Origin of the sequence: Brevundimonas kwangchunensis, from assembly GCF_039523815.1 — a bacterium.
Classification (GTDB): Bacteria; Pseudomonadota; Alphaproteobacteria; order Caulobacterales; family Caulobacteraceae; genus Brevundimonas; species Brevundimonas kwangchunensis.
The window spans coordinates 743,925-769,833 of record NZ_BAAAGA010000001.1 but is presented as its reverse complement, the minus strand read 5'-3'; the positions used below and the strand labels follow the sequence as shown (position 1 = coordinate 769,833).

Sequence of the window (25,909 nt, the reverse complement as noted above, 5' to 3'; positions counted from 1 at the left end):
GCCCTAGGGCTGAAGCCGGTACCCGCCCGCGTCGGTCAGCAGCAGGCGCGCCTGGCCGGGCTCCGGCTCGATCTTCTGGCGCAGGCGATAGATGTGGGTTTCCAGCGTATGGGTCGTGACCCCCGCGTTGTAGCCCCAGACCTCGGTCAGCAGCTCCTCGCGCGACACGGCCTTGGCGCCGGCGCGGTAGAGGTACTTCAGGATGTTGGTCTCTTTCTCCGTCAGACGGATCTTGCGGGCCTTGTCGTCGACCAGAACCTTGGCCGCCGGCCGGAATTCGTAGGGTCCGATGCGGAAAACGGCGTCCTCCGACTGTTCGTGGCTGCGCAGATGGGCGCGGATGCGGGCCAGCAGAACCGCGAACCGGAAGGGCTTGGTCACATAGTCGTTGGCGCCCGACTCAAGGCCCAGCACCGTGTCGGCGTCCGACGACTGGCCCGTCAGCATGATGATAGGGGTCGACACCCCGTCCTTGCGCAGCAGGCGACAGGCCTCACGGCCGTCCATATCGGGCAGGTCGACGTCCAGCAGGATCAGGTCGGCGCGGGTCTCCCGCCCCAGCTTGACGCCTTCCGTGGCGGTCGAGGCCTGAACCGGGCGGAAGGCCTCGTGCAGCGCCAGCTGCTCGGCCAGCGCCTCGCGCAGGTCGTCGTCGTCGTCGATGATCAGGATCGTCTTGGGCGTGGGCATGTATGCAAGAATGGCGAGGCTTGGGCGATCCGCCAAGGGCGGCGGGCCGATTGGCCGCGGTTTTCAGTTCAATAGAGGGCCTTCAGACCGGTTTTCGTTCCCCGAACAACGCCGATCCGAGCCGCACATGGGTGGCGCCGAAGCGGATGGCGACGTCGAAATCGTCGCTCATGCCCATCGACAGGACCGACAGGCCGTTCCGCCGCGCGATCTTTCTTAGCAGGGCGAAGTGAAGACCCGGCGCCTCGTTGACCGGGGGAATGCACATCAGACCCTCGACCGTCAGACCCAGGGTCCGAACCTGCGCGATCAACGGATCTGCATCGGCCGGCAGGACGCCCGCCTTCTGGGGTTCCTCGCCGGTGTTGATCTGAACCAGCACGCGCAGCGCCCGCCCCTGCTTCTGCGCCTCGACCGCCAGAGCCTCGGCCAGCCTGGGTCGATCCACGGTCTCGATCACGTCGAACAGGGCGACCGCGTCGGCAGCCTTGTTGGTCTGCAACGGCCCTATCAGGCGCAGCTCGAGATCGAAGAACTCCTTCCGTAGAGCCGTCCAGTGCGCCTGCGCCTCCTGCACGCGGTTCTCGCCGAAAACGCGCTGACCGATTTCCAGCGCCGCGCGGATCGCCGCGTCGGGTTGGGTCTTGGTCACCGCCGTCAGTGTGACGCCCGCCTGATCGCGTCCGGCGATCCTGCAGGCGCGGGCGATCTTCCGACGCGCCGCCTCGATCCGCTCCGAAACCGGGCTGGACGTCGTGGCGGGATCGGGGGAAGAGATCGTCATGCGTCCGGACGCCGAAATCCTGTGGGAGGTCGCCAGCGGTCTAGCCCGCGCGGCCGTCGAAGTCAGCCGCCCGCCGCTCCCCTTGCCGCCGCTGCTGTTCTTTACCGACCCGGAACGGACGCCCCGGCCGTGGGAAACGGCCGCCGCCTTGCCCACAGGCTCGGGCGTCGTGTTCCGCCATTTTGCCGCGTCAGACGCCATCGAAACTGCAGATCGGCTGAGACAGGTGACCTCGCAGAACGAGATCCGCCTGCTGATCGGCCTGGACATCGCGCTGGCGAAGGCGGTCGGCGCCGATGGAGTCCATCTGCCCGAGCGCGCGCTTGGACAGGCCGGGGCGCTTCGCGCCGCTCAGCCGGATTGGCTCGTGACGGGCGCTGTGCATTCCGCCCAGGCCCTTTCCGGCGCGTCATCCCTGCACGCGGCGATCCTCTCGCCTGTTTTTCCGGCGGGCGGAGCTTCGGCGACAAGACCTGCGTTGGGCGGCGGTCGGCTTGCCGAACTGGTGCGACTTTCGCCCTGCCCCGTCTATGCGCTTGGCGGGATCCATGCAGGGAACGCGCACGAACTCGCCGGCTCGGGCGTTGTCGGACTGGCGGGGGTGGAGGCCATCCAGGCCGCGTTCGGCCCGGCTTGATCGATCAGAAGCGGAAGATCGATTCCAGACGGAAACGCGGCGCGGTGCGCTGGTCGGTCTGCGGCGCGCGGGCCGGATCCTGTTCAGGCGTGGCCAAGCCGGCCGCGGCGCCGACCCGCAGACGCGGATTGACGCGATAGTAGGCGCCGGCCTCGACATCACCGAGATTGCTCTCGCGACCGACGGGCTGGCTCATGTTCAGATCGAGACCCCAGCGGCCACGCTCGGTGAAGCGCATGCGGCTCTGGCCTGCCGGAGCGGTGGTGCGGGCGGCCTGGGCGTCGTTCAGGGACACGGCGGGATCACGCGTGCGCGACTGGCTCTGCGCGGCGGCCACGTCGGCGGCGCCGATCAGGGCCAAGCCCGCAATCACTCCAGAGATGACAGCGCTCTTGCGCATATCCTGCCCTTTTCGCCGCGTCGGAAGTCCCGTCGCAGTCTCGTTCTCCAGCAAGTAGACACCGCTGGTCAGCCCGGTCAACGTAACTGCGGCGCTGCACCCGGGTTCCGTGCAACTCTGAAGACTCCTGTGGCGGGAGCGTCACGGCCGGACACCCATGTGGCCTTGCGGTCGCCCGACGTTCGCCATGAAGCGTCAGCGGTTCGTCTTCTTCGCCTTGTCATCGCCCCTTTTCGCCGTGTTATAGAGCTTCGCTTCGGCTGCGACCCGTGTACGGGCGCGCCAGCGCGTGCGTCGGAAGGTCCGTCGCGCGCATTGATGAATGGAGAACTCTCGATGGTGCTGGTTCGCGGTGCGACGCTCGCCCTGATCGCCTCCGGCCTCGTGCTGGGCGCCTGCTCGGCCGAGCGCCCGTTCGGGCCCACCGTCGGCGACGTCTTCGGGGGCGGAACGCCGACCGCGGCCGCCCGCGCCGCATCGACCGGCCAGACCGGCATCGGCGTCAACGCCTTCCTGTGGCGCGCCAGCCTGGACACGCTGAGCTTCATGCCGCTGGCCAACGCCGATCCGTGGGGCGGCGTGATCAACTACGACTGGTACACCGATCCGCAGACGCCGACCGAGCGCTTCAAGGCGACCGTCTTCATCCTCGACACGCGACTTCGCGCCGATGCGCTGAACGTCGCCGTCACCAAGGAAGTCCGTGACGCGAGCGGAAACTGGGTCGGCGCTCCCGTGGCGGCCCAGACCGAAACGGACCTTGAGAACGCGATCCTGACCAAGGCGCGCCAGCTCAATCTCCAGAACGCGCCGACCCGCCGCTAAACCCGCCTCCCGACCATAGCCTCCTCAAGGCTCGCCTTTGGGAGCGACGCCTCAAGGATTGCCGTGGCCCGTTACGAGCCCAAGACCGCCGAACCCCGCCAGCAGACCCGCTGGGCGGACGCAGACGCCTTCCGCATGCCGACGACCGGCACGGGCCGGCCGAAGTATTATGTGCTGGAGATGTTCCCCTACCCGTCGGGGAACATCCACATGGGCCACGCCCGGAACTATGTGATGGGCGACGTGGTCGCCCGGTCCAAGCGGGCTCAGGGCTTCGATGTCCTGCATCCGATGGGCTGGGACGCCTTCGGTTTGCCGGCGGAGAACGCCGCCATCGAACGCGGCATCCATCCCGGCGACTGGACCTGGTCCAACATCGCCAACATGCGAGACCAGCTGAAACTGCTGGGGCTGTCGCTGGACTGGAGCCGCGAGTTCGCGACCTGCGACCCGGCCTATTATGGCAAGCAACAGGCGTGGTTCCTGGAGCTGTTCAAGCGCGGCCTGGTCTATCGCAAGGACTCGGTCGTCAACTGGGATCCGGTCGACAACACCGTGCTGGCCAATGAGCAGGTGGTGGACGGCCGCGGCTGGCGCTCGGGCGCGATCGTCGAGAAGCGCAAGCTGAACCAGTGGTTCCTGCGGATCACCGACTATGCCGACGACCTGATCGAGGGCTTGAAGGAACTGGAAGGCCGCTGGCCCGACAAGGTCCGCCTGATGCAGGAGAACTGGATCGGCCGGTCCAAGGGCCTGCAGATGACCTGGGCTTGGGTCGGCGCTGCGCCTGCGGGCGCGCCCGACGGTCTGGAGATCTACACCACCCGCCCCGACACCCTGTTCGGCGCCAGCTTCATGGGCATCGCCGCCGACCACCCGGTCGCCCGCGCCTTGGCCGAGAGCAATCCGGCGGCCGCCGCCTTCATCGCCGAGTGCCGCAAGGGCGGGTCGACCCAAGCCGAGATTGATCAGGCGGAGAAGGTCGGCTTCGACACCGGCCTGAAGGTCGTCCATCCATTCGACGGCCGCGAGGTCAGCGTCTGGATCGCCAACTTCATCCTGTCGGAGTACGGCACGGGCGCGATCTTCGGATGTCCCGCCCATGACCAGCGTGACTTCGAGTTCGCCACCAAATACAAGCTGCCGATTATCCCGGTCGTGAGACCTGATGGCGCCGACGATAATTTCGCTGTCGAAACCGAGGCTTACACGGGTCCCGGCACGATTTTCCATTCCGACTTCCTGAACGGACTGGAGATTGAGGCGGCCAAGGCCGAGGCCATCGCCCGCATCGAGGCGGCTGGTCAGGGTCAGGGTGCCACCATCTATCGACTGCGCGACTGGGGCGTCAGCCGCCAGCGCTACTGGGGTTGCCCGATCCCGGTCATCCACTGCCCGACCTGCGGCGCCCAGCCCGCGGATCAGTTGCCGGTCGAACTGCCCAAGGACGTCACCTTCGACATTCCGGGCAATCCGCTCGATCGTCACCCGACGTGGAAGCACGTCAAATGTCCGTCGTGTCACGGTGATGCGACGCGAGAGACGGATACGCTGGACACCTTCGTGGACTCCAGCTGGTACTTCGCCCGTTTCGCCGATCCGACGGCCGAAGATCCGATCTCGCGCGAGGCCGCGGATCACTGGCTGCCGGTCGACCAGTACATCGGCGGTGTGGAGCACGCAGTCCTGCACCTGCTCTACGCCCGCTTCATCAGCCGCGCCCTGAGCGACGCTGGCCTGATGAATGTGAAGGAGCCGTTTGCCGGCCTGTTCACCCAAGGGATGGTGGTTCACGAAACCTATTTCGACGGCGTCGACAGTGTCGGCAAACCGGCCTGGGTGGAGCCTGCAGACGTCCGCATCGAAACGGTGGACGGCAAGCGGGTCGCCACCCGCCTGTCGGACGGCAAGGTCCTGTCGATCGGCGACATCGAGAAGATGTCCAAGTCGAAGAAGAACGTCGTGGCCCCGCAGGAGATCGTCGACACCTATGGCGTCGACGCCGGTCGCCTGTTCGTCCTGTCGGACAGCCCGCCGGAGCGAGATGTGCAATGGACCCCCGGCGGCGTCGAGGGCGCCAGCCGCTTCGTCCAGCGCGTCTGGAACGAGTTCGACAGCTTCGACCCGGCCGTTCCGGGCGACGAGGCCGTCAACGCCTCCCTGCTGCGCGAGACCCACAAGGCCATCAAGGCCGTGACCGAGGGCGTCTCCGGCTTCCGCTTCAACTCGGCCATCGCCAAGCTCTACGCCTTCGTCGCCACCGTGCGTGACCACGGCAAGGCGGGCGGCGCGGCGAAACGCGAGGCCCTGTCGGCCATGGCCCGTCTGGTCGCCCCCTTCACCCCGCACCTGGCCGAGGAATGCTGGACGCGACTGGGCGAAGAGGGGATGGTGCTGGATGCGCCCTGGCCGGTCTTCGACCCGGCTCTTGCGGCCGACGACGAGGTTACCCTGCCGATCCAGGTCAACGGCAAGCGCCGCGGCGAGATCCGTGTCGCCCGTGGGCTTGAGCCGGCCGAGGTGGAAGCCATCGTCATGGCCGATCCGGAGGTGCAGGCACGGCTGGAAGGTCTGACGGTGAGGAAGATCGTGGTGGTCAAGGATCGCATCGTGAACGTGGTGGTCGCCTGATGCGCCGCCTCGCCGCCCTCGCACTGGCTTCAGTCTCGGTCGTGGGACTTTCCGCCTGTGGCTTCACGCCCCTGTACGGCGACGCCGGCGCGGGCGGCAGCCTGTCGCGCATCTCGGTTTCCACCCAAGACGACCGGTTGGGCTATCGCGTCCGCGAGCAGCTAGAGGACGCCCTAGGCCGGGACGGGGCACAGACCCCACTCTATCGCCTCGAGACGCAGATCACCCAGAGCCGCCGCCCGCTGGGTCGCCGGATCGACGACACCGCCGTGCGCTACGAACTGACGGTGCGCGGCCAGTGGACGTTGAACCCCATCGCCGGCGGACCGGTCATGACCGGCGTCGAGACGGTCACGACGACCTATGCCGCCGCCGACCAGCCCTACGCCGCCATCGCCGCCCAGCAGGACGGCGAGGAGCGTGCGGCGGCCGAATTGGCGCGCCTGATCCGTCTGGACCTCCTGCGAGCCCTGAGCGACCGGTGATCCTCTCGAAGCGGCCAGAGGTCGATCGCTTCCTGAAGTCTCCGGACCGGGGCGTCCGCGCCGCCGTGATCCACGGCAAGGACCGCTCGGGCGTCGCCGAGCGCGCCGAGATCCTGTGCAAGGCGATCACGCCTGATCTCAATGACCCGTTCAACGTCACCGTCCTGACGGACAGCGACATCGACGGCGACGAGGCCCGGCTGGAAGAGGCCCTGACGGCCCTCTCCATGATCGGCGGCCGTCGCCTCGTCCGCGTGCGCCTGTCGGCCGAGAAGGCCTCCGTCGACAAGATGCTGGCCTCCGCGCTGAAGAGCCATGCCGAGGGCGGCTTCAATCCCGACGCCATGCTGGTGATCGAGGCCGGGGCTCTTGGTCGCGACTCCGCCCTCCGCAAGGCCGCAGAGGCCGCCAAAGAGGCCGTCGGCATCGCCTGCTACGAAGACGAGACCGGCGACGTGGCCCGCATGACCCGGGAAGCCCTGTCGGCGGACAAGGTCGGCCTGACCAATGACGCCCTGGATCGCTTCGTCAGCCGCCTGCCGCGCGAGCGGGGCCTGATGCGGCAGGAGATCGAGCGGCTGATCCTCTATATCGGCCCCGGCAGCGGTCGGAGCATCGATGTCGCCGAACTCGACGCGCATCTGGGGGTCGAGCCGGACGCCTCGCTTCAGGACGCCGCGCTACAGGCCTTCGGCGGTCGCCCTGCCCCCGCCCAGGCCGGTCTGCGCCGCGCCTTGGCCGAGGGCGAGAGCCCTGTCATGGCAGTGAGACAGGCCTCGATCCATCTGGGCAAGCTGCGCCGGATAAATGTGCTTCAGGCCAACGGCGCCAACGCCAAGGAGGCCGCCAAAGCCGCCGGCGTCTTCTGGAAACAGGAGGCCGAGATGCTTCGGCAGGCCCGCAGCTGGCGGCTGGACGACCTCGAGAAGGTGCTGGACAGCGTCAACGCCGCCGACATCGCCACCAAGACGACCGGTTCACCGGATCAGCTGATCGCGGAGCGGCTGCTGCTGGAGATTTCAGCCCGCGCGCGGCGACTGGGGCTCTAAGCCCTCCACCATGCTTCACATGGCCCCCCTCCCCAGCTTCGCTGAAGAGGTGAAAAAGCCCCGATCACCTCTCCACGCAGTGGGGAGGTGGCTCGGCGGCGCCGCCGGCGAGACGGAGGGGTTGCTTACCCCCGCTTCGACGCCCTTTTGAACGCCGGCTTGTTCAGCGCAGCTGCCTGATGCGCCACAGATTTTTCAGCGTGCTGGGCCGGCTTGAAGCCGCCCTTGGCTGGCGCTCCCGCCGCGACCTTCTTGGCGGCCAGCGCCTTCTTCATCGCCTCGGCGGTTGGATTGGGCTTGTCAGTCATCCGCCCATGGTGCCATCGCCGAGCCGGCAGAGCCAGACCGGTGACCTCATCCCCGCATCAGGCGGCGGCAGAGGTCGTCCAGCTGTTCCAGCGTGGCGTAGCGGATGGTCAGCTCGCCCTTGCCGCCCTTGTCGCTGAGCTGGACCTTGAGGCCGAGGGTATCAGCCAGATCCTGCTCCAGGGCGGCGACGTCGGCGTCGCCTTCGCCCGACGGGCGCGAAGCCTTGGCCTTGCCAGGCTTCGGACCCTCGGCGGCGCGGCGCGCCAGAGCCTCGATCTGACGGACGTTCAGGCCATCGCGATACGCCTGCTCGGCCAGTTCGACCGCGTTCGGGGCGGTGATGACGGCGCGGGCGTGGCCGGCCGACAGCTTGCCCTCGCGAACATAGGACAGAACCTCTTCCGGCAGCTGCAGCAGGCGCAGGGTGTTGGCGACGTGGCTGCGGCTCTTGCCGACTATGCCCGCCACCGCATCCTGCGTCCGGCCGAACCGCTCCATCAGTATGCGATAGGCGTCGGCTTCTTCCAGCGGGTTCAGATCCGCGCGCTGGACGTTCTCGATGATGGCGACCTCGAAGACCTCGACGTCGTCCATCTCCCGCACGACGATCGGCACCTCGGTCAGGCGCGCCTGCTGGGCCGCGCGCCAGCGGCGTTCACCGGCGATGATCTGCCAGACGCCGTCCTGCCCGGGCTGGGTGCGCACAAGAATTGGCTGCAGCACACCCTTGTCGCGGATCGAGGTCGCCAGCTCGTCCAGATCCTCGCGCACGAAGATCTTCCGGGGCTGATCCGGATTGGGCTTGAGGCTCTCGACCGGAACGATGCGGACGCCGGTGGGCGCACCCGTTCCGTCGACCGGCACGGCCTCCGCCGCCTGTTCACCCAGAAGAGCCGAAAGGCCCCGGCCCAGTCCGCGCTGACGTTCGCTCAAGATACTGATTCCGTTCTTCTATTGGCTCAGGCCGCAGCCTGAAACCGACGTTTCTTCTCGCGGGCCACGACCTCGCGGGCGAGCCGCAGATAAGCTTGGCTGCCGGCGCATTTCAGATCGTAGATCAGCGCCGGCTTGCCGAAGGACGGCGCCTCGGCGACGCGGACGTTCCGCGGGATGACCGAGTCATAGACCTTCTCGCCGAAATGGGCGCGGACATCGTTGGCCACCTGCCCCGACAGGGCGCTGCGGCGGTCGTACATGGTCAGGACCAGACCCTGGATTTCCAGCGCCGGGTTCAGGCTCTGGCGCACCATGTCGACGGTCTTCATCAGCTGGGTCAGGCCCTCGAGCGCGAAGAACTCGCACTGCAGCGGCACCAGCACCGCATCTGCGGCGGCCATGGCGTTCAGCGTAAGCAGGTTCAGCGACGGCGGGCAGTCGATCAGCACATAGTCATACCGGGGCTGACCATCCCGCCCTTGGGACTGGAGCGCGTCACGCAGACGGAAGGATCGGCGATCGGCCTGGCTGAGCTCGATCTCAACGCCCGACATGTCGGCGTCGGCCGGGATGATCGACAGGCCGGGCACAGTCGTCGGCACGGCGGAATCGTCCACCGAGCGGCCATCCACGATGACATCGTAGATCGTCACCCTCCGTGTTTCACGTGGAACACCGAGACCTGTCGAGGCATTGCCCTGCGGATCCATGTCGACGATCAGCACCCGCTCGCCGATGGCGGCCAGAGCGGTGCCAAGGTTGATCGCAGTGGTGGTCTTCCCCACCCCGCCCTTCTGGTTGGAAACGGCGAGGACGCGGGTCTTCTTGTCAGCGCGCACGGCGGATTCCCCGGACGGATACGATACGGCCGCGCGGATCACTGCGCGAGACGGAGAGGTCGGATTGAAACTGCCAGACGCGGCGAGCCTCTGCCAGCTCGACCTCGGCCTTTTCCCCCTTCAGGAACAATCCCTGGGCGCCGCGCTGTAGATAAGGTTGTGCATAGCCCAGCAGCTTCTCCATCGGCGCGACAGCGCGCGCCGTCACGACCCGAACGGTGACCGCATTCTCCTCCGCCCGGCCGTTGATCACGGTGGCCCGGAGCGAGAGGGAATCGACCACTTCCCGAAGGAAACGACAGCGCTTGCCGAGGCTGTCGATCAGCCAGACATGCGACTTGGGATCCTTCTTCAGCATGATGGCCAGAACGATGCCGGGGAAGCCGGCGCCTGCCCCGAGGTCCGCCCAGGTCTGGGCCTCGGGCGCCATCTGGAGCAGCTGAGCCGAGTCCCGGATGTGACGGTTCCAGACGTCGGGAATCGTGTCCGGTCCGACGAGGTTCATGACTGCATTGGCGTCGGTCAGCCGCTGGATGAACCGTTCGAGGTCGCCCATCTGGGCAGCGGTCGCGTCGAACTCGGCCTGAAACGCCGACGAGTCATAGGGTGTCACGCGACGACCTTCACCTTCTTCACATGGGACAGCAGAGCTGTCAGGGCGCCGGGGGTCATGCCCTCGATCCGCCTGGCCTGACCGAGGGTCCGTGGCTGGACCAGAACCAGCTTCTCCCGGACCTCATTGGACAGCCCGCCGACGGCGGCGTAGTCGAGGTCGACCGGCAGGGCCAGGGCCTCCTCACGACGCAGCGCCTCGGCGTCCGCCGCCTGTCGGTCGAGGTAGCCGGCATAGCCCGCGTCGATCACGATCTGCCCGCGCACCTGTTTCGACCAGTCGGCGATCTCGGGTTTGACCGACAGGAAGGTGTCGAGGGTCACACCGTCGAAACTCAACAGGTCTCGCATGGAGCGACGCTGGCCATCAGCATTAACCCGGATGCCGAGCTGTCCGGCCTCCTTGGGCGTGAACTGCGTTTCACGTGAAACAGCGGTCGCCCGGGCCAGTTCGTCGGCCTTTATCGCCCACGTCGAAGCGCGAGCTTGGCCAACGACACCCGTCTCGATACCCAGCGGCGTCAGCCGTTGATCGGCGTTGTCGGCGCGCAGCGACAGCCGGTACTCCGCCCGGCTGGTGAACATCCGGTATGGCTCGGTCACACCCTTGGTAACCAGGTCGTCGATCATCACGCCGATGTAAGCCTGGTCGCGACCGAAGACGATGGGCGCCTTAGCGGCCGAGGCGCGCGCGGCGTTCAGCCCGGCCATCAGCCCTTGGGCGCCGGCCTCTTCATAACCCGTCGTGCCGTTGATCTGCCCCGCGAGATACAGCCCGGGCCGCTTCTTCACTTCCAGCGCCGGAGTCAGTTCGCGCGGATCGACATAGTCGTACTCGATCGCATAGCCGAAGCGGAACACCTTGACCTGCTCCAAACCCGGGATGGTGCGCAGGAATGCGAGCTGGGTCGCATCGGATACCGAGGTCGAGATGCCGTTCGGGTAGACGGTCGGATCGTCCAGCCCTTCGGGTTCGAGGAAGATCTGGTGCGAGGTCTTGTCGGCGAACCGCACCACCTTGTCCTCGATCGAGGGACAGTAGCGCGGGCCACGCCCGGACAGGTGGCCGCCATAGACGGCGCTCTCGCCGAGGTTCTCGGCAATTATGCGGTGGGTTTCCTCGGTCGTATGGGTAATGCCGCAGGCGATCTGGGGCACGTCGATCCGGTCGGTCAGGAAGCTGAACGGCACGGGCTCATCATCCGCCGACTGCATCTCCAGCTGGTCCCAGGCGATGGTGCGACCGTCAAGGCGGGCCGGCGTGCCGGTCTTCAGACGCCCCATCTGCAGGCCGGCGCCGTACAGGTCCGTGGCCAGTCCGGTCGACGGTGCCTCGCCGTGACGACCGGCGGGGATGCGCTCGTCGCCCTTGTGAATGACGCCGTTCAGGAAGGTCCCGGTCGTCAGCACGACCGCACCGGCGCGAAGGGTCACGCCCTCCCCCGTCTCCACACCGACGACCCGGTCTCCATCCAGAATCAGCCGCTCCGCGGTACCCGCCATCAGCGACAGGTTCGGCGTACGGGCCAGTTCCGCCTGCATGGCCTCGCGGTACAGGCGGCGATCGATCTGGCTGCGCGGACCCTGCACGGCCGCGCCCTTGGACCGATTCAGCAGCCGAAACTGGATACCCGAAACGTCGCCCAGACGCCCCATGACGCCGTCCAGCGCATCGATCTCGCGGACCAGATGGCCTTTGCCCAGACCGCCGATGGCCGGGTTGCAGGACATCTCGCCGATGGTCTCGAGCTTTTGAGTCAGCAGGAGGGTGGCCGCGCCCGTGCGCGCGGACGCCGCCGCGGCCTCACAGCCGGCGTGGCCGCCGCCGATCACAATGACGTCGAAGGATTGCATCGCGAGGACATAGTCGAAAACGGCCGTCTTCGCCACTGTGGGGAGTGAGGTGTTTCACGTGAAACGACCCCTCCACCGCCGGCTTCGCCTGCGGTGGAGGGTCTGGCTTGGGGTCATTTCCCGATGCAGAACGTCGAGAAGACCTCGCCCAGGATATCCTCGACCCCGATCGCTCCGGTCACGCGTGACAGAGCATCGGCCGCTCGCCGCAGATCATCCCCGGCCATTTCCGGCGCCAAGTCCAGCGCGCGACGTCCGGCTTCGACCGAGGCCAATGCCTCTTCGAGACGGAGGCGGTGACGCTCTCGCGTCACCGCCGGGAAGTCCGCGCCGGACAGATCGCGTGCCAGACGGTCGGCGATCCAGTCGTGCAACGCGCCCATCCCCTCGCCTGTCGTCGTGCTGACGACCACAGCGGCCCGGTCCGGGGGCGGCGCCGCGCGGTCGATGTCCGCCTTGGTGAGGACAAGCAGGTCTGTGCCAGTGGCGAACGCCGCGGCCGGACCTTCCGGGTCTCCGGGCGCCCGGACCCAGAGACGAAGATCTGCAGATCGCGCCCTCGCCTGCGCCCGACGGATGCCCTCGGCCTCGACGATGTCGTCCGACTCCCGAAGACCTGCAGTGTCCGACAGGGTCACCGCATAGCCGCCGATGACCAGTTCGGCGTCCAGCACGTCCCGCGTCGTCCCCGCGATCGGCGTCACGATCGCCGCTTCACGTGAAACAAGCGCGTTGAACAGCGACGACTTGCCGGCATTGGTTTCGCCGATCAGGACGATGCGATAGCCGCCGCGCACCCGTTCGCCGCGGGCGGCATCGGCCAGCGCAGCCTTCAACTCGGCGACCAGGACGTCGAGAACGGGTCCGGCCGTGCGCGCCAGATTGTCGGGCACCTCCTCGTCGGGGAAGTCGATCTCGGCCTCGACGAGGGCGAGGGCTCTGAGCAATGTCCGGCGGAAACCGGCATAGGTCTGGCTCAGGGCGCCGTCGAGCTGACCCAACGCCTGGCCGGCCTGCGCCGTCGTCTCCGCATCGATCAAATCGGCGACCGCCTCGGCCTGGGCCAGATCCATCCGGCCGTTCTCGAAGGCGCGCCGGGTGAACTCGCCGGGCTCGGCCGGTCGAACCCCGAGGGCGATCAGCGCCTGGCTGGCCGCCTCGACCACCGCCCGCCCACCGTGAAGATGCAGTTCAGCGCAGTCCTCGCCCGTATAGGAGTTCGGCGCCGGGAAGCGCAGGACCAGCGCCTGATCGATCGTCCGTCCGCCATGGGACAGTGTCCGCAGCGACGCCATTCTCGGCTTCAGGTTCGGCGAACCCAGAGCCGCGAGCGCGTCGTCCGTGTCGGGACCGGACATGCGGATGATGGCGATCGCGCCGCGCCCCGGCGGGGTGGCGAGTGCGAAGATGGTGGGGGGGGGCGGCACGGTCAGCTCCTCCGCCGCCGGGGGAGGGGGACCATGCGAAGCATGGTGGAGGGGGCAAGATTCGAACGCCGGCGCGCGGGGTCACGCCCCTCCACCGCTACGCGGTCCCCCTCCCCCAAGGGGGAGGAACGGCTTTGGTTCACGGCTTGACCGCCGCTTCCATCAGGCGGCGGAACTGGTCCTGGGCCTGGAGGCCGTAGCTGGTCCAGGTCTTCATCAGTTCCTCGGGCTGCATGGCGGCGACGTTCTCGCTCATCCGCTTCTGCATCTCGGCGACCATGGCGTCGTTCAGCGGAGTCACGTCGGGCAGGCCGAGGAAGGCGCGTGCCTCGGCCGGAGTGCAGTCGACTTCGACATTGATTTTCATGGGGCCGCTCCAATCTGTCGGTAGACCGTTCATGGCCGATCCGGCCGCGTAAAGGAACCCGTCGATGCCCCTTCCCTCGACCATGCAGTCCGTCCGCTTCGACACCCACGGCGGACCCGAGGTGCTCCAGCTGGTCGAGACGCCCGTCCCTTCGCCCGGCCCCGGAGAGATCCTGATCAGAAGCGCGGCCGTCGGCCTGAACTTCATCGACATCTATCAGCGCACCGGCCTCTACCCCCTGCCCCTACCTTCGGGCCTCGGGAAGGAAGCCGCCGGCGTGGTCGAGGCGGTTGGCGATGGTGTGGTCCGGTTCGAGGTGGGCGACCGGATCGCAACGGCGACGGCCCCGGTCGGCGCTTACGGACAGTTCCACGTCCTGCCAGAGACAGCTGCCGTACGCGTGCCGGACGACATCTCGCTGGAAACCGCAGCGGCGGTGATGCTCAAGGGTATGACCGCGGAATTCCTCGTTCGTCGAGCGTTTCACGTGAAACAGGGCGACGAGATTCTGCTGCATGCGGCAGCCGGCGGTGTCGGCCTGATCCTCGCCCAATGGGCGAGGTCGCTCGGCGCGACCGTCATCGGCACGGTCGGTTCCGAGGCCAAGGCCGAGCTCGCCCGCGCTCATGGTTCGAACCACGTCATCCTCTACGACCGTGAGGATGTCGCCACGCGGGTGAAGGAGATAACCGACGGCCGGGGCGTCGCGGCCGCCTACGACTCCGTCGGCGCGGCCACCTTCGAGTCCTCGCTCGCCAGCCTGAAGCGGCGCGGGACCCTGATCCTGTTCGGCAATGCCTCCGGACCGGTCCCGCCGTTCGACCCGCTGCGCCTGTCTCGCGGCGGCTCGCTCTATGTCACCCGCCCGACCCTGTTCGACTATGTCGCAACGGTCGAAGAACTCGACGCCAGCGCCACCGCCCTGTTCGACGTCATCCGCAACGGCGCCGTGAAGGTCGAGATCGGCCAGACCTTCCCTCTGGCGAACGTGCGCGAGGCGCATGAGGCGCTGGCCGGGCGGAAGACGACGGGCTCGACGCTGCTGATCCCTTGAAACAGAGAAGGCCCCGGATTGCTCCGGGGCCCTTCTTGTCAGCCTCGCGAAAGCGGGGACGGCTCAGGTGTTCATCGACTGGAAGAAATCGCCGTTGTTCTTTGACTGGCGCAGCTTGTCGAGCAGGAACTCGATCGCGTCCTGCGGACCCATCGGGTTGAGGATGCGGCGCAGGACATAGGTCTTGGCCAGCTGGTCCTTCGGCGTGATGAGGTCTTCCTTGCGGGTGCCGGACTTGAGCACGTCGATGGCCGGGAAGATGCGCTTGTCGGCGACCTTGCGGTCCAGCACGATTTCCGAGTTACCGGTGCCCTTGAACTCCTCGAAGATCACCTCGTCCATGCGCGAGCCGGTGTCGATCAGGGCGGTGGCGATGATGGTCAGCGAGCCCCCCTGCTCCACATTCCGCGCGGCGCCGAAGAAGCGCTTCGGACGCTGCAGGGCGTTGGCGTCCACACCCCCGGTCAGGACCTTGCCCGACGACGGCACAGTCGCGTTGTAGGCGCGGCCCAGACGGGTAATCGAGTCCAGCAGGATGACCACGTCCTTCTTGTGCTCGACCAGGCGCTTGGCCTTCTCGATCACCATCTCGGCGACGGCGACGTGGCGGGTGGCGGGCTCGTCGAAGGTCGAGGCGATGACCTCGCCCTTCACCGTGCGCTGCATGTCGGTCACTTCTTCCGGACGTTCGTCGATCAGCAGGACGATCAGGAAGACTTCCGGGTGGTTGCGCTCGATCGACTTGGCGATGTTCTGCAGCATGACCGTCTTGCCGACGCGCGGCGGAGCGACGATCAGGCAGCGCTGGCCCTTGCCCAGCGGGGCGACGATGTCGATGACCCGACCGGACCGGTCCTTCAGGGTCGGATCCTGGATTTCCATATGGATCCGCTCTTCCGGATAGAGCGGGGTCAGGTTGTCGAACAGGACCTTGGTCTTCACCATCTCGGGGTCTTCGAGATTGATGGTGTCGACCTTCAGCAGGGCGAAATAGCGCTCGCCCTCGCGCGGGCCGCGGACGGCGCCGTGAATGGTGTCGCCCGAGCGCAGGCCGAAGCGGCGAATCTGCGACGGCGAGACATAGATATCATCCGGACCCGGAAGATAGTTGGCGTCCGGACTGCGCAGGAAGCCGAAGCCGTCCGGCAGGATTTCGAGCACGCCGTCGGCGATGATCTCGACTTCCTCTTCCGCCAGCGCCTTGAGGATGGCGAACAGCAGGTCCTGCTTGCGCAGGTTCGAGGCGTTCTCGACTTCAAGCCCCTCGGCGAAGGCGACCAGATCGGCCGGCGTCTTCTCGTTGAGCTCGGCCAGGGTGATGCGGCCGTTGGGGACGATCGGCTCGCCGTCGTCATCCTCGTCGTCGGCCTCCTGATCGACCATCGGCAGGTCGGCGGCGGAAACCTCGTTGGAGGTCTCGTCGAGGGTTTCGGTCTCGGGGGCGGTCGGATCGGTGTCGCGGACGTCGGTCATCGGAAGTCTTCTTCAGGCATGCGCGCCGGAACGCTCGCGAAAGGCGAGGTCTGACGGCTGACGATATGTGGCCTTGCGGCCGGCAGGAGATGCGATGGAGTCCCGTCGGGTCGATCCGGCAGGCATCGCGAGGAGAGAGGGACCGGCCGGCGAAATGTCCAGGCGCGGTTCGCCTTGAGCGAAACCACGCTTCAGGGGGTCAGGTCAAGCGGCGCCGCGGTTCAGAACCGCCACTCCAGCGTCACCGACAGCACCATGATGATGGCCAGGACGAAGGGGATCTCGTTGGTCATGCGCCAGAAGCGGCCCGAGTATTTCGAGGTCCCGGCGGCGATCTTCTTGCGCTGGCCCGCGAGGAAGCCATGCCAGCCGGCCAGCAGGAAGACGCCGACCAGCTTGGTCACCATCCAGGGCTCATGGGCGAAGCTCCAGTCCGCGCCCTCGCCGCTGCGCAGCCAGAACAGCCAGGCGCCGAAGACAAAGGCCAGCCCCATCGCCGGATTGATGATGATGCGCAGCAGGCGAGTCTGCCACAGCCGCAGCAGGGACTGCATCTCCGAACGCAGCGGCTCGGGCTTGTCATTCTGCTCGGCGTCATAGGCGAACAGGCGGGGCAGGAAGAGCATGCCGGCCATCCAGGCGATCACCGCCAGGATGTGCAGGCCGCGGGCCAGATCGTACCAGTTCACGCCGCTCTCCGGTCGCAGGTGCGCGGGCAGGCCTTCCAGTCCGCGCGGCAACCGGGACCGTGCGGCGCGACGTCGTTGCGCGCAAGGGCCTCTTCGGCCGCCTCGGCGAGCGTATCGATGAAGACGGGCGTCACGCCGGCCGCCGGAACGCGCAGATAGGGTGTCACGCCGGACTTATGCGCCAGTTCGCCGTACTCGATGTCCAGCTCGACCAGGGTCTCGACGTGTTCGGACACGAAGGCGATCGGCACGACGACAGCGCCCACCCCATCCTTCGCCGCCTGCTCCAGTGCTTCGATGGTCGAGGGGCCCAACCACTTCATCGGCCCGACCCGGCTCTGGTAGCAGACCGACCAGTCCTGCAGGCCGGCCGCGGCCGCCACGGCGGCGCAGGTGCTCTCGACCTGTTCCTGATACGGATCGCCTTTCTTCTCCACCAGCATCTCCGGGATGCCGTGGGCCGAGAACAGCACGCGCACCTGCGCCTCACCGGCCTCGGTCAGCTTCTCACGGATCAGCCCGGCTTGGGCTTGAACCCAGCCCGGAGCCTCGGGCCAACAGCAGACCGTGCGGCTGACGCCCGAACCGGCATAGGTCTCGTTCCAGCGCTTCAGCGAGCTTTCCGTCGTCGTGGTGGAGAACTGCGGATATAGCGGCAGAAGCACCACCTCGTCCGGCCCCCAGGCGGCGACATCGGCGGCCGTCTCCTCGGTCAGCGGATGCCAGTAACGCATGGCGACGAAGGTCCGGACCTCGTCATGCGGCAAGCGGCTCGTCAGGTTCGCCTGAAGTGCCTCGGCCTGCTTCCGGGTCTCGGGCAGCAGGGGCGAACCGCCACCCATCAGGGCGTAGTTGGCCTGGGCCGAGGTTTCGCGGCGGCTGGAGATCAGCTTCGCCAGCGGCGTGCGCAACAGTCCGGGCAGGCCGATGATGGCCGGGTCGTTGAACAGGTTGAACAGGAACGGCTTCACCGAAGCCTGATCGTCCGGACCGCCCAGATTGAATAGAACGACCGCGATGCGCCGCCCCTTCAGCCCCGTCGCCACGACCCTGGTCACTGCGCGCCGATCCGTTTCAGCACCTGCTCGACGTGCGCTATCGGCACATCCGGCAGGATGCCGTGACCGAGGTTGAACACCCACGGCCCCTGCCCCCAGGCCTCGAGCAGTTGATCGACGCGACGATCCAGCAGAGGACCGCCGGCGCGAAGCAGCAGGGGATCGAGCGCGCCCTGGATCGTCTTGATCTTCTGTACCCTCTGACCGACCTCAAGCGGACAGGCGGTGTCCAGCGCCACCGCCTGAACCTCGACCTGACGGGCATAGCGTTCGGCCAGCGCCGCGGAGCCGCGCGGGAAGCCGATCAGGGGCACCGTCACGCCCAGCTCGCGCACCCGCCTCACCAGCCTGATGTGCGGCTGCAGGACAAGGGTCTCGAACAGATCGTCCGGCAGACCCTCGGCCCAGCTCTCGAAGATCTTCAGCGTCTGCGCCCCGGCGTCGGCCTGCATTTTCAGATAGTGGGCCGTGGCCTCGACCAGCACGTCCAACAGGGCGGCGACCTTCTCGGGCTCCGCATAGGCATAGGTCCGGGCCTGTGCCCGCTCGCCCTTGCCGATGGTCCGGGCCACGCCGTCCAGCATGTAGGTGGCGACGGTCCAGGGCGCGCCGGCGAACCCGATAAGGGCCTTGGACGGATCCAGCTGCTCGCGTACCAGGCTGAGCGTCTGCCCGATAGACTTCAGGTTCTCGCCCGCGCCCTCTGCCAGTTCCCGCATGGCCTCGACCGACGGCATTTCACCCAGACGGGGGCCCTCCCCGGCCTCGAACCAGACGTCCTGACCCAGGGCGCGGGGGATCAGCAGGATGTCGGCGAACACGATGGCCGCATCGAAGCCGAACCGTCGCATGGGCTGGAGCGTGGCTTCCGCCGCCTTCTCGGGGTCATGGCAGAACTCGATGAACCCGGACGTCGTCGCCCGCAGAGCCCTGTATTCCGGCAGGTAGCGCCCGGCCTGACGCATGAACCACACCGGCGGACGCGGCGTCGTCTGACCGGCAAGGGCCTGCAGGAAAAGGGGGGTGTCAGGAGAGTTCGTCATTCCTCGTCGGCCATACCGGTCGGGAGACACCCGCTCAAGCCCGGCCAAGGTCGCACCCCTCCCCCCAGAAACAAAAGAATTGAATCTTTTTTGGAAGGTAGTGGGTTGGGGCGGGGATGGCGGGGACAACTTCGCGGTCATCCCGTCGGCGACAACGGATTTCCGGAACGAACCACAGGCTCGTCGACAGAACGATGACGGCCTGTCGATACCGGGGATAATCCTTAACAACTCCTTAACGGGCCAATGTTCTGAAGGGCTTGGCCAGACATGGGGTCTGGGCGCCGTTCGGGTGATCGACGCCTCTTCCACAGTCGATCGGGATGACGCCCGCTGCCCGTGGATGATCGACCGGATGACGGGTTCGATCGTCCACCCTCATCCCCGCTCGCGACGCAAACCGGGCGGCGCTATAGGTTCGGCCACAGGGTCGTCCGCAAACGGCGCCCGGCGCAGTCCACAGGAGTCTTTCCGCCATGCCATGGTCGCCGACGAGTCCGTCCACATGACTCCGCGCCCCGCCGGCCGGCTGGCCACCTACTTCCATGTGCATCTGGTTTCGGACTCCACGGGCGAGACGCTGAACGCCATGGCCAAGGCCGTGGTGGCCCGTTTCGACGGTGTCATCCCTATCGAGCACATCTACGCCCTGGTCCGCTCGGACCGGCAGATGGAACGGGTGCTGGAGGAAATCGCCGCGGCCCCGGGCGTGGTTCTGCACACCCTGGTCGATCGCGACCTGCGGGAGCAGCTGGAGGAAGGCTGCCGTAAGCTGGACATGCCGCAGATCGCGGCGCTGGACCCGCTTGTTGGAGCTCTGTCCCGATACTTGGGCGCGGCCCTGTCGACGCGGGTCGGCGCCCAGCACGCGCTGGATACCGACTATTTCAACCGCATCGCCGCGCTGGACTTCGCCATGGCCCACGACGACGGACAGGGCACGACCGAGCAGCTGGAAGGCGCCGACGTCGTCCTGTGCGGCGTGTCGCGGACGTCCAAGACCCCGACCTGCATCTATCTGGCCCATCGCGGCATCCGGGCGGCCAATGTGCCTCTGGTGCCGGGACAGGAGGATGGAGAGCGGCTGACGGCGCTGAAGAACCCGCTGGTCATCGGCCTGACGGTCTCGCCCGATCGTCTGGTGCAGATCCGCCGCAACCGCCTGGACGGGCTGAACGCCAGCCGGGCCAGCGACTATGTGGATCATGACGCCGTCCGAGACGAGACGGTCAAGGCGCGCCGGGCCTTCGAGCGCCGCGGCTGGCCGGTCATCGACGTGACCCGTCGTTCGGTCGAGGAGACCGCGGCGGCGATCATCAACGTCCTGAACGAGAACCGGACCCGCCGGATGGCCGCGACATGGTGAGCGAACGGCTGGTTCTGGCGTCGAAGAGCGCGGCGCGGCGGGCGATGCTGGAGGGGGCCGGCGTGGCCTTCTCCATCCACGTCGCCGATGTGGACGAGGACGCGGTCAAGGCGGTGCACGACCCGGCCGACCGGGCGGGACTGGCCGTCGAGCTGGCGCGCGTGAAGGCGCTGGCGGTGTCGCGGCACGACCCCGACGCCTGGGTGCTGGGCGCGGACCAGACCCTGGCCTTCGACGGCGGCTTGGTCTCCAAGGCCAGGTCGATGGCCGAGGCCCGGACCCGACTGCAGTCCATGCGTGGCAAGGCGCACCAGCTGCATTCCGGCGCGGCGCTGGCGCACAAGGGCCAGATCGTCTGGTCGGGCGTCGACAGCGTCGACATGCGGATGCGGAGTTTCTCTGACGCCTTCCTCGACGCCTATCTCGCGGCGGAGGGCGAGGTGCTGCTGACGTCCGTAGGCTCTTACCAGCTGGAGGGCATGGGGTCGCAGCTGTTCGAGGCGGTGGACGGTGACTATTTCACGGTTCTGGGCCTGCCGCTGTGGCCGGTGCTGGCCGAACTGCGCCGCGCCGGCGTGCTGGCGACGTGACGATCAGAGCCGGGGTCGCCGGTCAGCCCATCGCTCACTCCCTGAGCCCCCTGCTCCACTCCGCCTGGATCGAGGCGGCGGGGCTGGACGCGACCTATGAGGCCTTTGGTCCTGAAGACGAGACCGGATTCGAGGCGCTGGTCGGCGAGGTCGGGGCGGGCCGAATGCGGGGCCTGAATGTCACCTCGCCGTTCAAGGAGCAGGCTCTGGCGCTGGCGGACGAGGTCAGCGCCACGGCGCGGGACTGCGGTTCGGCCAATCTTCTGGTGTTCGAGGGCGGGCGAGTGTTCGCCGACAGCACCGACGGTCGGGGCCTTCTGGGGGCCTTGGCCGAGCAGGCGCCGGGGCTGGATGTCGCCGGGCGGTCGGCGGTGATCCTGGGCGCGGGCGGTGCGGCGCGGGCGGCGGCGGCGGCGCTGCGGGATGCGCGCGCGTCGGTGGGAATTCTGAACCGGACCCGGGCGCGGGCCGAAGTTCTGGCGGGCGATCTGGGCGTCTCGGTCGTCGACGTTGATGCGCTCGGCGACGCCGCTCTGGTCGTGAATGCGCTGAGCGTCCGGCCGGAAATCGATCTGGCGGCGCTGCAGGCCGATGCTGTGGTGATGGACATGACCTACCGGCCGCTGATCACGCCCTTCCTCGCGGAAGCCCGGGCGCGGGGGCTGACCATCGTTGACGGATTGGCCATGCTGATCGGCCAGGCGGTCCCGTCGTTCGAGGCCCTGTTCGGACGGGCGCCGCCGGCGGTGGATGTGCGGGCGAAGGCGCTGGCGGTGCTGGGAGAGGCCGGATGATCGTTCTGGGACTGACCGGCTCCATCGGCATGGGCAAATCGACCACGGCGGCCATGTTCGCCGAGGCGGGCGCCCTGACCTGGAACGCCGACGAGGCGGTGCATCGGCTGTACGCCAAGGATGGTGAGGCCGTGGCGCCGATCAAGGAAGCCTTTCCCGGCGTGGTCGTGGACGGCGCCGTGGACCGGGCCCGGCTGGCCGAAGCGCTGGGGCGGGACGATCAGGCCTTTCGTAAGCTCGAGGCCATCGTCCATCCGCTTGTGCTCAAGGGCCGGCTGGAGGATCTGGCGGAGGCCGAGGCGCGGGGCGTGAAGCTGGCGGTGCTGGATATCCCTTTGTTGTTCGAGACCGGCGGCGAAGCGGCGGTCGATGCGGTGGTGGTGGTGACCGCCGATCCGGCGGTGCAGACGCAGCGCGTGCTGGCCAGACCCGGCATGACCCGCGAGCGGTTCGAGGCCATCCTCGCCCGGCAGGTTCCCGACGCCGAGAAGCGCCGCCGCGCGGACTTCATCGTCGATACCGGCCGGGGGCTGGAGGCGGCGCGGGCCCAGGTCGTCGAAATCGTGGGGACAGTCCTGTCGCCGGACTGGACGGCGCCCCGCCGTGGTCTTTCGCACCGCCCCGAATGACCCCATTAAGGGGCCATGTCCCGCGAAATCGTCCTCGATACCGAAACGACCGGCTTCGACCCGAAGACCGGCGACCGGCTGATCGAGGTCGGCTGTATCGAGATCATGGATCTGCTGCCGACGGGGCGGACCTACCACACCTATGTGAACCCCGAGCGGTTGATCCCGCCCGATGCGATCCGGGTGCACGGCATCACGGACGACAAGGTCAAGGACGCGCCGAAATTCCACGAGGTGGTCGGGGATCTGATGGCCTTCATCGGCGACGCGCCGGTGATCGCCCACAACGCCCAGTTCGACCGCAACTTCATCGATGCGGAATGCACCCGCTGCAGCCATCCGCTGCTGGAAGAGGCGCGCTGGATCGACAGCCTGCAGCTGGCCCAGAAGAAGTTTCCGGGCATGGCCAACTCGCTGGATGCGCTGTGCAAGCGCTTCAAGATCAGCCTGTCGGACCGGACCTATCACGGCGCCCTGATCGACGCCCGGCTGCTGGCCGAGGTGTATCTGGAGCTGCGTGGCGGCAAGGAGCGGCGGCTGGACCTGGCCACGACACGCGTCGCCTCGACGGCGGTGGCGGCCGTGACCGGCGGTTATGGCGCGCGGCCCCGTCCGCTGGCGGATCGCTCGACCGAGGAGGAGCGAGCCGCCCATGCGGCCTTCCTGCTGAAGACGCTGAAGGACCGTTCGCTGTGGGAAGGCTACGGGCTTCGGCTGGAAGCCGAAGCGTAGGGATTAGGGACAGGGATTGGGGATTAGGGGGCCGATGGTCTCGACCAATCCCTGATCCCCAATCCCTCGAACCTCAGGCTTGACCGGAGTCAGCCGGACCGCGGGCGATCTGCTGCTGGCGCGAGACGTAGATGGCGGCGAAGTCGATCGGGTCGAGCATGAACGGCGGGTAGAAGCCGCCGTCCGAGGTGGCGCGGGCCACGATCTCGCGGGCGAACGGGAACATGTAGCGCGGGCACTCGATGAGCAGCAGCGGCTCGATGTCCTGCTCCGACACGCCCTGCAGGGCGAACAGGCCGCCATAGACCAGCTCGACGTTGAAGACAGTCATGGCGTCGGTGGTGGCCTTGATGGTCAGACGCAGCTCGACCTCGAACAGACCGTCCTGACGGCCCTGGGCGTTCATCTCGACGCCCATGTCGATCTGCGGGCGGCCGTCGACGCGCAGGCTGTCCGGCGCCTTGGGGTTCTCGAAGGACAGATCCTTCACGTACTGGGCGACGATGCGGAAGCCCGGGCCAGCAGGGCCGGCGGAACCCTGGGCGCCGTTTTCGGCGTTGGTTTCTGCGGGAGGAGCGGCGTCGGTCATGAGTCGAATACAGTCTGAAAATCGGGTTCGGACGGCCCCCCATGGACGGTCCGGAAGGCGGGGCGACTACCACGCGAGGCCCCCTGCGGCAACGACGCTCGCCGAAGCGGGGGTCCCCTTCGCCTTGCGCGGCCCTATATCAGCCCGTAATCGTCATCACGCGCCGGCGATCCGCAGGCGCGCCAGTCAAGGATGCCTCGTGCCGGTCCAGGTCCAGATCGTCATCTTCGCGGTGATCGCCGCCTTCGTGCTTTTCCAGCTCTACAATGTGCTGGGCAAGAAGGTGGGGCGCCAGCCCGAGGATAATCCCAAGCCGGCTCAGGCCGCGCCCGCCCCCGGAACACCCGAGGCCGCCGCAGCCCAGCGCGCCAATGTTCTGGACGCCGTGACCCTGGCCTCGATCGCCGGCCTGCGCGCCCGCGACCCGTCGTTCGACCCCAACCGCTTCCTCGAAGGCGCCCGCCAGGCTTACGAGACCATCGTCAGCGCCTATGCCCAAGGCGATCGCGAGACGCTGAAGCCCCTGCTGACCCCGGCCGTCATGGCCTCGTTCGAGGCCGGCATCGCCGCCCGCGAGACCCGCGGCGACACCGAGACGACCGAGTTCGTCCACCCGCCGCGCGCGGATCTGGAAGAGGCCACCGCCGTCGAGAACCGCGCCATCACCCGCGTCCGCTTCCTGGCCGAACTGCGCAACCGCGTGAAGCCGGCCGGCGAGGGCGAGGAGGCGATCGAGGAGCGCCGCGTGGCCGAGATCTGGACCTTCGAACGCGCGCTGGGCGCCGCCGATCCGAACTGGGTCCTGTCCCGCACCGAAGCCGCCACGGCCTGATCCAAACCGAGGGACGCGTAGTGTTGTCCGTCCGCTCCTCGATCGTCCTTGTCGCGCTGACCGCCCTGCTGGCGGCCTGCGCGACCGCGCCGGTCCCGACTTCGCCAACAGTCCCTGCCCCGGCGCCCGGCCCCGCGCCACACCCCGACGTGCCGGTCATTGCGCCTCCGGCTCCCCCGCCGCGGGGCGCCGCCAGTCTGACAAGCCTGCCCGGCTGGAATGACGAGGATCATCTCGCGGCCTTCAACGCCTTCGCCGACGCCTGCCGGATCGCCGGCGGGAATGCGGCCCGTATCCAGTGCGCGGAGGCGCAGCACATCCGCCAGACGTCGCGGCCGGTGACGCCGTCGCTGGCGCGGGCCTTCCTCGAGAACGGCTTTGTCGCCGTGCCGGCGCGGACGGATGACGGCCGGCCCGGCCTGCTGACCTCCTATTTCGCGCCCGAGTACCCGGCGCGGCGCGAGCGGACGGCCGAGTTCGACGCGCCGGTTCTGGCCGCGCCGGCCGGCTGGCGGCGCGGCCAGACTCTGCCGCCGCGCGCGGAGATCGAGGCGAATCCGCCGACGCGGACCCTGGCCTGGATGCGGGCCGAGGACCTTTTCTTCATGCAGATCCAGGGCTCGGGCTATCTGACCTTCGAGGACGGTGGAAAGGCCCGGGCCGCCTATGCGGCGGACAATGGCCAGACCTTCGTCGGCATCGCCCGACCGATGGCGCAGCAGGGGCTACTGCCGCAGAACGGCACCTCGGGCGAGGCGATCCGGGGCTGGCTGGCCGCGCATCGCGGGGCCGAGGCGCGGGCGGTGATGGCGCTGAACCCGCGCTACATCTTCTTTGCGATGGACGCCGACGACGGCGGCGACCCGTCCGGCGCCGCGGGGATTCCCTTGCCCGCCCGGCGCTCGATCGCGGTCGATCCGGGCCACTGGCGCTATGGCGATCTGGTCTGGATCAGCGCCGACGGCGGCAATCTGGCCGGCGCGCGCGGCAGCTATCAGGGCGTGGTGGTGGCGCTGGACACCGGCTCGGCGATCCGTGGGCCGGTCCGCGCCGACCTCTACATGGGCCGGGGCGACGCGGCGGGCGAGGAGGCCGGGGCCGTTCGGCATCCCTTGCGGATGTGGCGGCTGGTTCCGGTCGCGAACTGAACGCTACTGCTGGCGGACGAGCTGGTTGTCGACGCCCTGACAGGCGAGGCGCGGGCGATCGGTCGAG

General features: G+C 67.9%; 28 protein-coding genes. 13 read left to right on the top strand and 15 right to left on the bottom strand.

Features of this window, described 5'->3' with window-relative positions; genetic code table 11:
• Positions 1–3 precede the first annotated feature (3 nt).
• Together ABDZ95_RS03735 and ABDZ95_RS03730 are read right to left on the bottom strand one after the other, a co-directional pair.
• Positions 4–690: a response regulator transcription factor gene (locus tag ABDZ95_RS03735; RefSeq protein ID WP_343791236.1), complete on the bottom strand. Its 687-nt coding sequence runs from the start codon at positions 688–690 to the stop codon at positions 4–6.
• Between the two features lie 82 nt (positions 691–772).
• Positions 773–1,474, bottom strand: a complete 702-nt coding sequence (locus ABDZ95_RS03730) for a YggS family pyridoxal phosphate-dependent enzyme (RefSeq protein ID WP_343790563.1) — start codon at positions 1,472–1,474, stop codon at positions 773–775.
• Between ABDZ95_RS03730 and ABDZ95_RS03725 the strand changes: the two genes are divergently transcribed.
• Positions 1,473–2,111 (top strand): thiamine phosphate synthase, encoded by a 639-nt coding sequence (locus ABDZ95_RS03725; protein WP_343790560.1) that lies wholly within the window; start codon positions 1,473–1,475, stop codon positions 2,109–2,111. The genes ABDZ95_RS03730 and ABDZ95_RS03725 overlap by 2 nt on opposite strands.
• Positions 2,112–2,115: 4 nt before the next feature.
• Here the strand turns inward: ABDZ95_RS03725 and ABDZ95_RS03720 are convergent, their stop codons facing one another.
• Positions 2,116–2,511 carry an NtrZ family periplasmic regulatory protein gene (locus tag ABDZ95_RS03720; protein WP_343790557.1) on the bottom strand — a complete coding sequence of 132 codons (396 nt, stop codon included), beginning with the start codon at positions 2,509–2,511 and terminating at the stop codon, positions 2,116–2,118.
• A gap of 336 nt (positions 2,512–2,847) precedes the next feature.
• Between ABDZ95_RS03720 and ABDZ95_RS03715 the strand changes: the two genes are divergently transcribed.
• The 4 genes from ABDZ95_RS03715 to holA all read left to right on the top strand — a co-directional run bounded on the left by ABDZ95_RS03715 (position 2,848) and on the right by holA (position 7,501).
• Positions 2,848–3,336, top strand: a complete 489-nt coding sequence (locus ABDZ95_RS03715; RefSeq protein WP_343790554.1) for a DUF3576 domain-containing protein — start codon at positions 2,848–2,850, stop codon at positions 3,334–3,336.
• Between the two features lie 63 nt (positions 3,337–3,399).
• Positions 3,400–5,967 carry a leucine--tRNA ligase gene (gene leuS / locus ABDZ95_RS03710; RefSeq protein WP_343790551.1) on the top strand — a complete coding sequence of 856 codons (2,568 nt, stop codon included), beginning with the start codon at positions 3,400–3,402 and terminating at the stop codon, positions 5,965–5,967.
• Positions 5,967–6,452 carry an LPS assembly lipoprotein LptE gene (gene lptE, locus ABDZ95_RS03705; protein ID WP_343790548.1) on the top strand — a complete coding sequence of 162 codons (486 nt, stop codon included), beginning with the start codon at positions 5,967–5,969 and terminating at the stop codon, positions 6,450–6,452. Before leuS ends, lptE begins: the two co-directional genes overlap by 1 nt.
• Entirely contained in the window at positions 6,449–7,501 is a 1,053-nt protein-coding gene (gene holA, locus ABDZ95_RS03700) for a DNA polymerase III subunit delta (protein WP_343790545.1), read from the top strand. The genes lptE and holA overlap by 4 nt, the downstream gene beginning before the upstream one ends.
• A 125-nt stretch (positions 7,502–7,626) precedes the next feature.
• Here the strand turns inward: holA and ABDZ95_RS03695 are convergent, their stop codons facing one another.
• The 7 genes from ABDZ95_RS03695 to ABDZ95_RS03665 all read right to left on the bottom strand — a co-directional run bounded on the left by ABDZ95_RS03695 (position 7,627) and on the right by ABDZ95_RS03665 (position 13,845).
• Entirely contained in the window at positions 7,627–7,809 is a 183-nt protein-coding gene (locus ABDZ95_RS03695; RefSeq protein ID WP_343790542.1) for a hypothetical protein, read from the bottom strand.
• A 46-nt stretch (positions 7,810–7,855) separates the two neighbouring features.
• Positions 7,856–8,743 (bottom strand): ParB/RepB/Spo0J family partition protein, encoded by an 888-nt coding sequence (locus ABDZ95_RS03690; RefSeq protein WP_343790539.1) that lies wholly within the window; start codon positions 8,741–8,743, stop codon positions 7,856–7,858.
• Between the two features lie 26 nt (positions 8,744–8,769).
• Entirely contained in the window at positions 8,770–9,585 is an 816-nt protein-coding gene (locus tag ABDZ95_RS03685) for a ParA family protein (protein WP_343790535.1), read from the bottom strand.
• A complete protein-coding gene (rsmG, locus tag ABDZ95_RS03680; RefSeq protein WP_343791234.1) occupies positions 9,575–10,141 on the bottom strand; it encodes a 16S rRNA (guanine(527)-N(7))-methyltransferase RsmG in 567 nt (188 codons plus the stop codon). The genes ABDZ95_RS03685 and rsmG overlap by 11 nt, the downstream gene beginning before the upstream one ends.
• Positions 10,142–10,194: 53 nt before the next feature.
• Positions 10,195–12,051 (bottom strand): tRNA uridine-5-carboxymethylaminomethyl(34) synthesis enzyme MnmG, encoded by a 1,857-nt coding sequence (gene mnmG, locus ABDZ95_RS03675; protein ID WP_343791232.1) that lies wholly within the window; start codon positions 12,049–12,051, stop codon positions 10,195–10,197.
• Between the two features lie 113 nt (positions 12,052–12,164).
• Positions 12,165–13,478 carry a tRNA uridine-5-carboxymethylaminomethyl(34) synthesis GTPase MnmE gene (gene mnmE / locus ABDZ95_RS03670; RefSeq protein WP_343790532.1) on the bottom strand — a complete coding sequence of 438 codons (1,314 nt, stop codon included), beginning with the start codon at positions 13,476–13,478 and terminating at the stop codon, positions 12,165–12,167.
• Between the two features lie 139 nt (positions 13,479–13,617).
• Positions 13,618–13,845 (bottom strand): DUF6489 family protein, encoded by a 228-nt coding sequence (locus ABDZ95_RS03665; RefSeq protein WP_343790529.1) that lies wholly within the window; start codon positions 13,843–13,845, stop codon positions 13,618–13,620.
• Positions 13,846–13,927: 82 nt separating this feature from the next.
• On the opposite strand from ABDZ95_RS03665, the gene ABDZ95_RS03660 reads away from it, so the two are divergent.
• Positions 13,928–14,899, top strand: coding sequence for a quinone oxidoreductase family protein (locus tag ABDZ95_RS03660; protein ID WP_343791230.1), 972 nt, complete (start codon positions 13,928–13,930; stop codon positions 14,897–14,899).
• Positions 14,900–14,962: 63 nt separating this feature from the next.
• On the opposite strand, the gene rho is transcribed toward ABDZ95_RS03660, so the two are convergent.
• The 4 genes from rho to hemE all read right to left on the bottom strand — a co-directional run bounded on the left by rho (position 14,963) and on the right by hemE (position 19,162).
• Positions 14,963–16,372, bottom strand: coding sequence for a transcription termination factor Rho (gene rho / locus ABDZ95_RS03655; protein ID WP_343790526.1), 1,410 nt, complete (start codon positions 16,370–16,372; stop codon positions 14,963–14,965).
• A 221-nt stretch (positions 16,373–16,593) separates the two neighbouring features.
• Positions 16,594–17,061, bottom strand: coding sequence for a CopD family protein (locus ABDZ95_RS03650; RefSeq protein WP_343790523.1), 468 nt, complete (start codon positions 17,059–17,061; stop codon positions 16,594–16,596).
• Complete coding sequence (hemH, locus tag ABDZ95_RS03645; protein WP_425542948.1) at positions 17,058–18,119, bottom strand: ferrochelatase; 1,062 nt, start codon at positions 18,117–18,119, stop codon at positions 17,058–17,060. Before hemH ends, ABDZ95_RS03650 begins: the two co-directional genes overlap by 4 nt.
• The gene (hemE, locus tag ABDZ95_RS03640) at positions 18,116–19,162 is read right to left on the bottom strand and encodes a uroporphyrinogen decarboxylase (protein WP_343790521.1); all 1,047 of its coding nucleotides are present in this window, start codon (positions 19,160–19,162) and stop codon (positions 18,116–18,118) included. The genes hemH and hemE overlap by 4 nt, the downstream gene beginning before the upstream one ends.
• A 481-nt stretch (positions 19,163–19,643) precedes the next feature.
• On the opposite strand from hemE, the gene ABDZ95_RS03635 reads away from it, so the two are divergent.
• From ABDZ95_RS03635 to dnaQ, 5 genes are read left to right on the top strand one after another with little or no spacing between them, the layout of a single operon-like run.
• Positions 19,644–20,528 (top strand): pyruvate, water dikinase regulatory protein, encoded by an 885-nt coding sequence (locus tag ABDZ95_RS03635; protein ID WP_425542947.1) that lies wholly within the window; start codon positions 19,644–19,646, stop codon positions 20,526–20,528.
• Complete coding sequence (locus tag ABDZ95_RS03630; protein ID WP_343790518.1) at positions 20,522–21,118, top strand: Maf family protein; 597 nt, start codon at positions 20,522–20,524, stop codon at positions 21,116–21,118. The genes ABDZ95_RS03635 and ABDZ95_RS03630 overlap by 7 nt, the downstream gene beginning before the upstream one ends.
• Complete coding sequence (locus tag ABDZ95_RS03625) at positions 21,115–21,912, top strand: shikimate dehydrogenase family protein (protein WP_343790515.1); 798 nt, start codon at positions 21,115–21,117, stop codon at positions 21,910–21,912. Before ABDZ95_RS03630 ends, ABDZ95_RS03625 begins: the two co-directional genes overlap by 4 nt.
• The gene (gene coaE / locus ABDZ95_RS03620) at positions 21,909–22,541 is read left to right on the top strand and encodes a dephospho-CoA kinase (protein WP_343790512.1); all 633 of its coding nucleotides are present in this window, start codon (positions 21,909–21,911) and stop codon (positions 22,539–22,541) included. Before ABDZ95_RS03625 ends, coaE begins: the two co-directional genes overlap by 4 nt.
• 15 nt (positions 22,542–22,556) lie before the next feature.
• Positions 22,557–23,273: a DNA polymerase III subunit epsilon gene (dnaQ, locus tag ABDZ95_RS03615; RefSeq protein WP_343790509.1), complete on the top strand. Its 717-nt coding sequence runs from the start codon at positions 22,557–22,559 to the stop codon at positions 23,271–23,273.
• Positions 23,274–23,346: 73 nt separating this feature from the next.
• Here dnaQ and secB read toward each other — a convergent pair whose 3' ends face one another.
• Positions 23,347–23,862: a protein-export chaperone SecB gene (gene secB / locus ABDZ95_RS03610; protein ID WP_343790506.1), complete on the bottom strand. Its 516-nt coding sequence runs from the start codon at positions 23,860–23,862 to the stop codon at positions 23,347–23,349.
• A gap of 199 nt (positions 23,863–24,061) precedes the next feature.
• Between secB and timA the strand changes: the two genes are divergently transcribed.
• Positions 24,062–24,694 (top strand): TIM44-related membrane protein TimA, encoded by a 633-nt coding sequence (timA, locus tag ABDZ95_RS03605; protein ID WP_343790503.1) that lies wholly within the window; start codon positions 24,062–24,064, stop codon positions 24,692–24,694.
• Positions 24,695–24,714: 20 nt separating this feature from the next.
• A complete protein-coding gene (locus ABDZ95_RS03600; protein ID WP_343790500.1) occupies positions 24,715–25,842 on the top strand; it encodes an MltA domain-containing protein in 1,128 nt (375 codons plus the stop codon).
• Positions 25,843–25,909: the final 67 nt, after the last annotated feature.

Coding starts and splice junctions, on each gene's coding strand:
- ABDZ95_RS03735 (WP_343791236.1), bottom strand. CDS start 690: ATGCCCACGCCCAAGACGATCCTGATCATCGACGACGACGACGACCTG.
- ABDZ95_RS03725 (WP_343790560.1), top strand. CDS start 1,473: ATGCGTCCGGACGCCGAAATCCTGTGGGAGGTCGCCAGCGGTCTAGCC.
- ABDZ95_RS03730 (WP_343790563.1), bottom strand. CDS start 1,474: ATGACGATCTCTTCCCCCGATCCCGCCACGACGTCCAGCCCGGTTTCG.
- ABDZ95_RS03720 (WP_343790557.1), bottom strand. CDS start 2,511: ATGCGCAAGAGCGCTGTCATCTCTGGAGTGATTGCGGGCTTGGCCCTG.
- ABDZ95_RS03715 (WP_343790554.1), top strand. CDS start 2,848: ATGGTGCTGGTTCGCGGTGCGACGCTCGCCCTGATCGCCTCCGGCCTC.
- lptE (WP_343790548.1), top strand. CDS start 5,967: ATGCGCCGCCTCGCCGCCCTCGCACTGGCTTCAGTCTCGGTCGTGGGA.
- ABDZ95_RS03695 (WP_343790542.1), bottom strand. CDS start 7,809: ATGACTGACAAGCCCAATCCAACCGCCGAGGCGATGAAGAAGGCGCTG.
- rsmG (WP_343791234.1), bottom strand. CDS start 10,141: ATGGGCGACCTCGAACGGTTCATCCAGCGGCTGACCGACGCCAATGCA.
- mnmG (WP_343791232.1), bottom strand. CDS start 12,051: ATGCAATCCTTCGACGTCATTGTGATCGGCGGCGGCCACGCCGGCTGT.
- ABDZ95_RS03665 (WP_343790529.1), bottom strand. CDS start 13,845: ATGAAAATCAATGTCGAAGTCGACTGCACTCCGGCCGAGGCACGCGCC.
- ABDZ95_RS03660 (WP_343791230.1), top strand. CDS start 13,928: ATGCAGTCCGTCCGCTTCGACACCCACGGCGGACCCGAGGTGCTCCAG.
- rho (WP_343790526.1), bottom strand. CDS start 16,372: ATGACCGACGTCCGCGACACCGATCCGACCGCCCCCGAGACCGAAACC.
- hemE (WP_343790521.1), bottom strand. CDS start 19,162: ATGACGAACTCTCCTGACACCCCCCTTTTCCTGCAGGCCCTTGCCGGT.
- ABDZ95_RS03635 (WP_425542947.1), top strand. CDS start 19,644: ATGGTCGCCGACGAGTCCGTCCACATGACTCCGCGCCCCGCCGGCCGG.
- ABDZ95_RS03630 (WP_343790518.1), top strand. CDS start 20,522: ATGGTGAGCGAACGGCTGGTTCTGGCGTCGAAGAGCGCGGCGCGGCGG.
- coaE (WP_343790512.1), top strand. CDS start 21,909: ATGATCGTTCTGGGACTGACCGGCTCCATCGGCATGGGCAAATCGACC.
- dnaQ (WP_343790509.1), top strand. CDS start 22,557: ATGTCCCGCGAAATCGTCCTCGATACCGAAACGACCGGCTTCGACCCG.
- secB (WP_343790506.1), bottom strand. CDS start 23,862: ATGACCGACGCCGCTCCTCCCGCAGAAACCAACGCCGAAAACGGCGCC.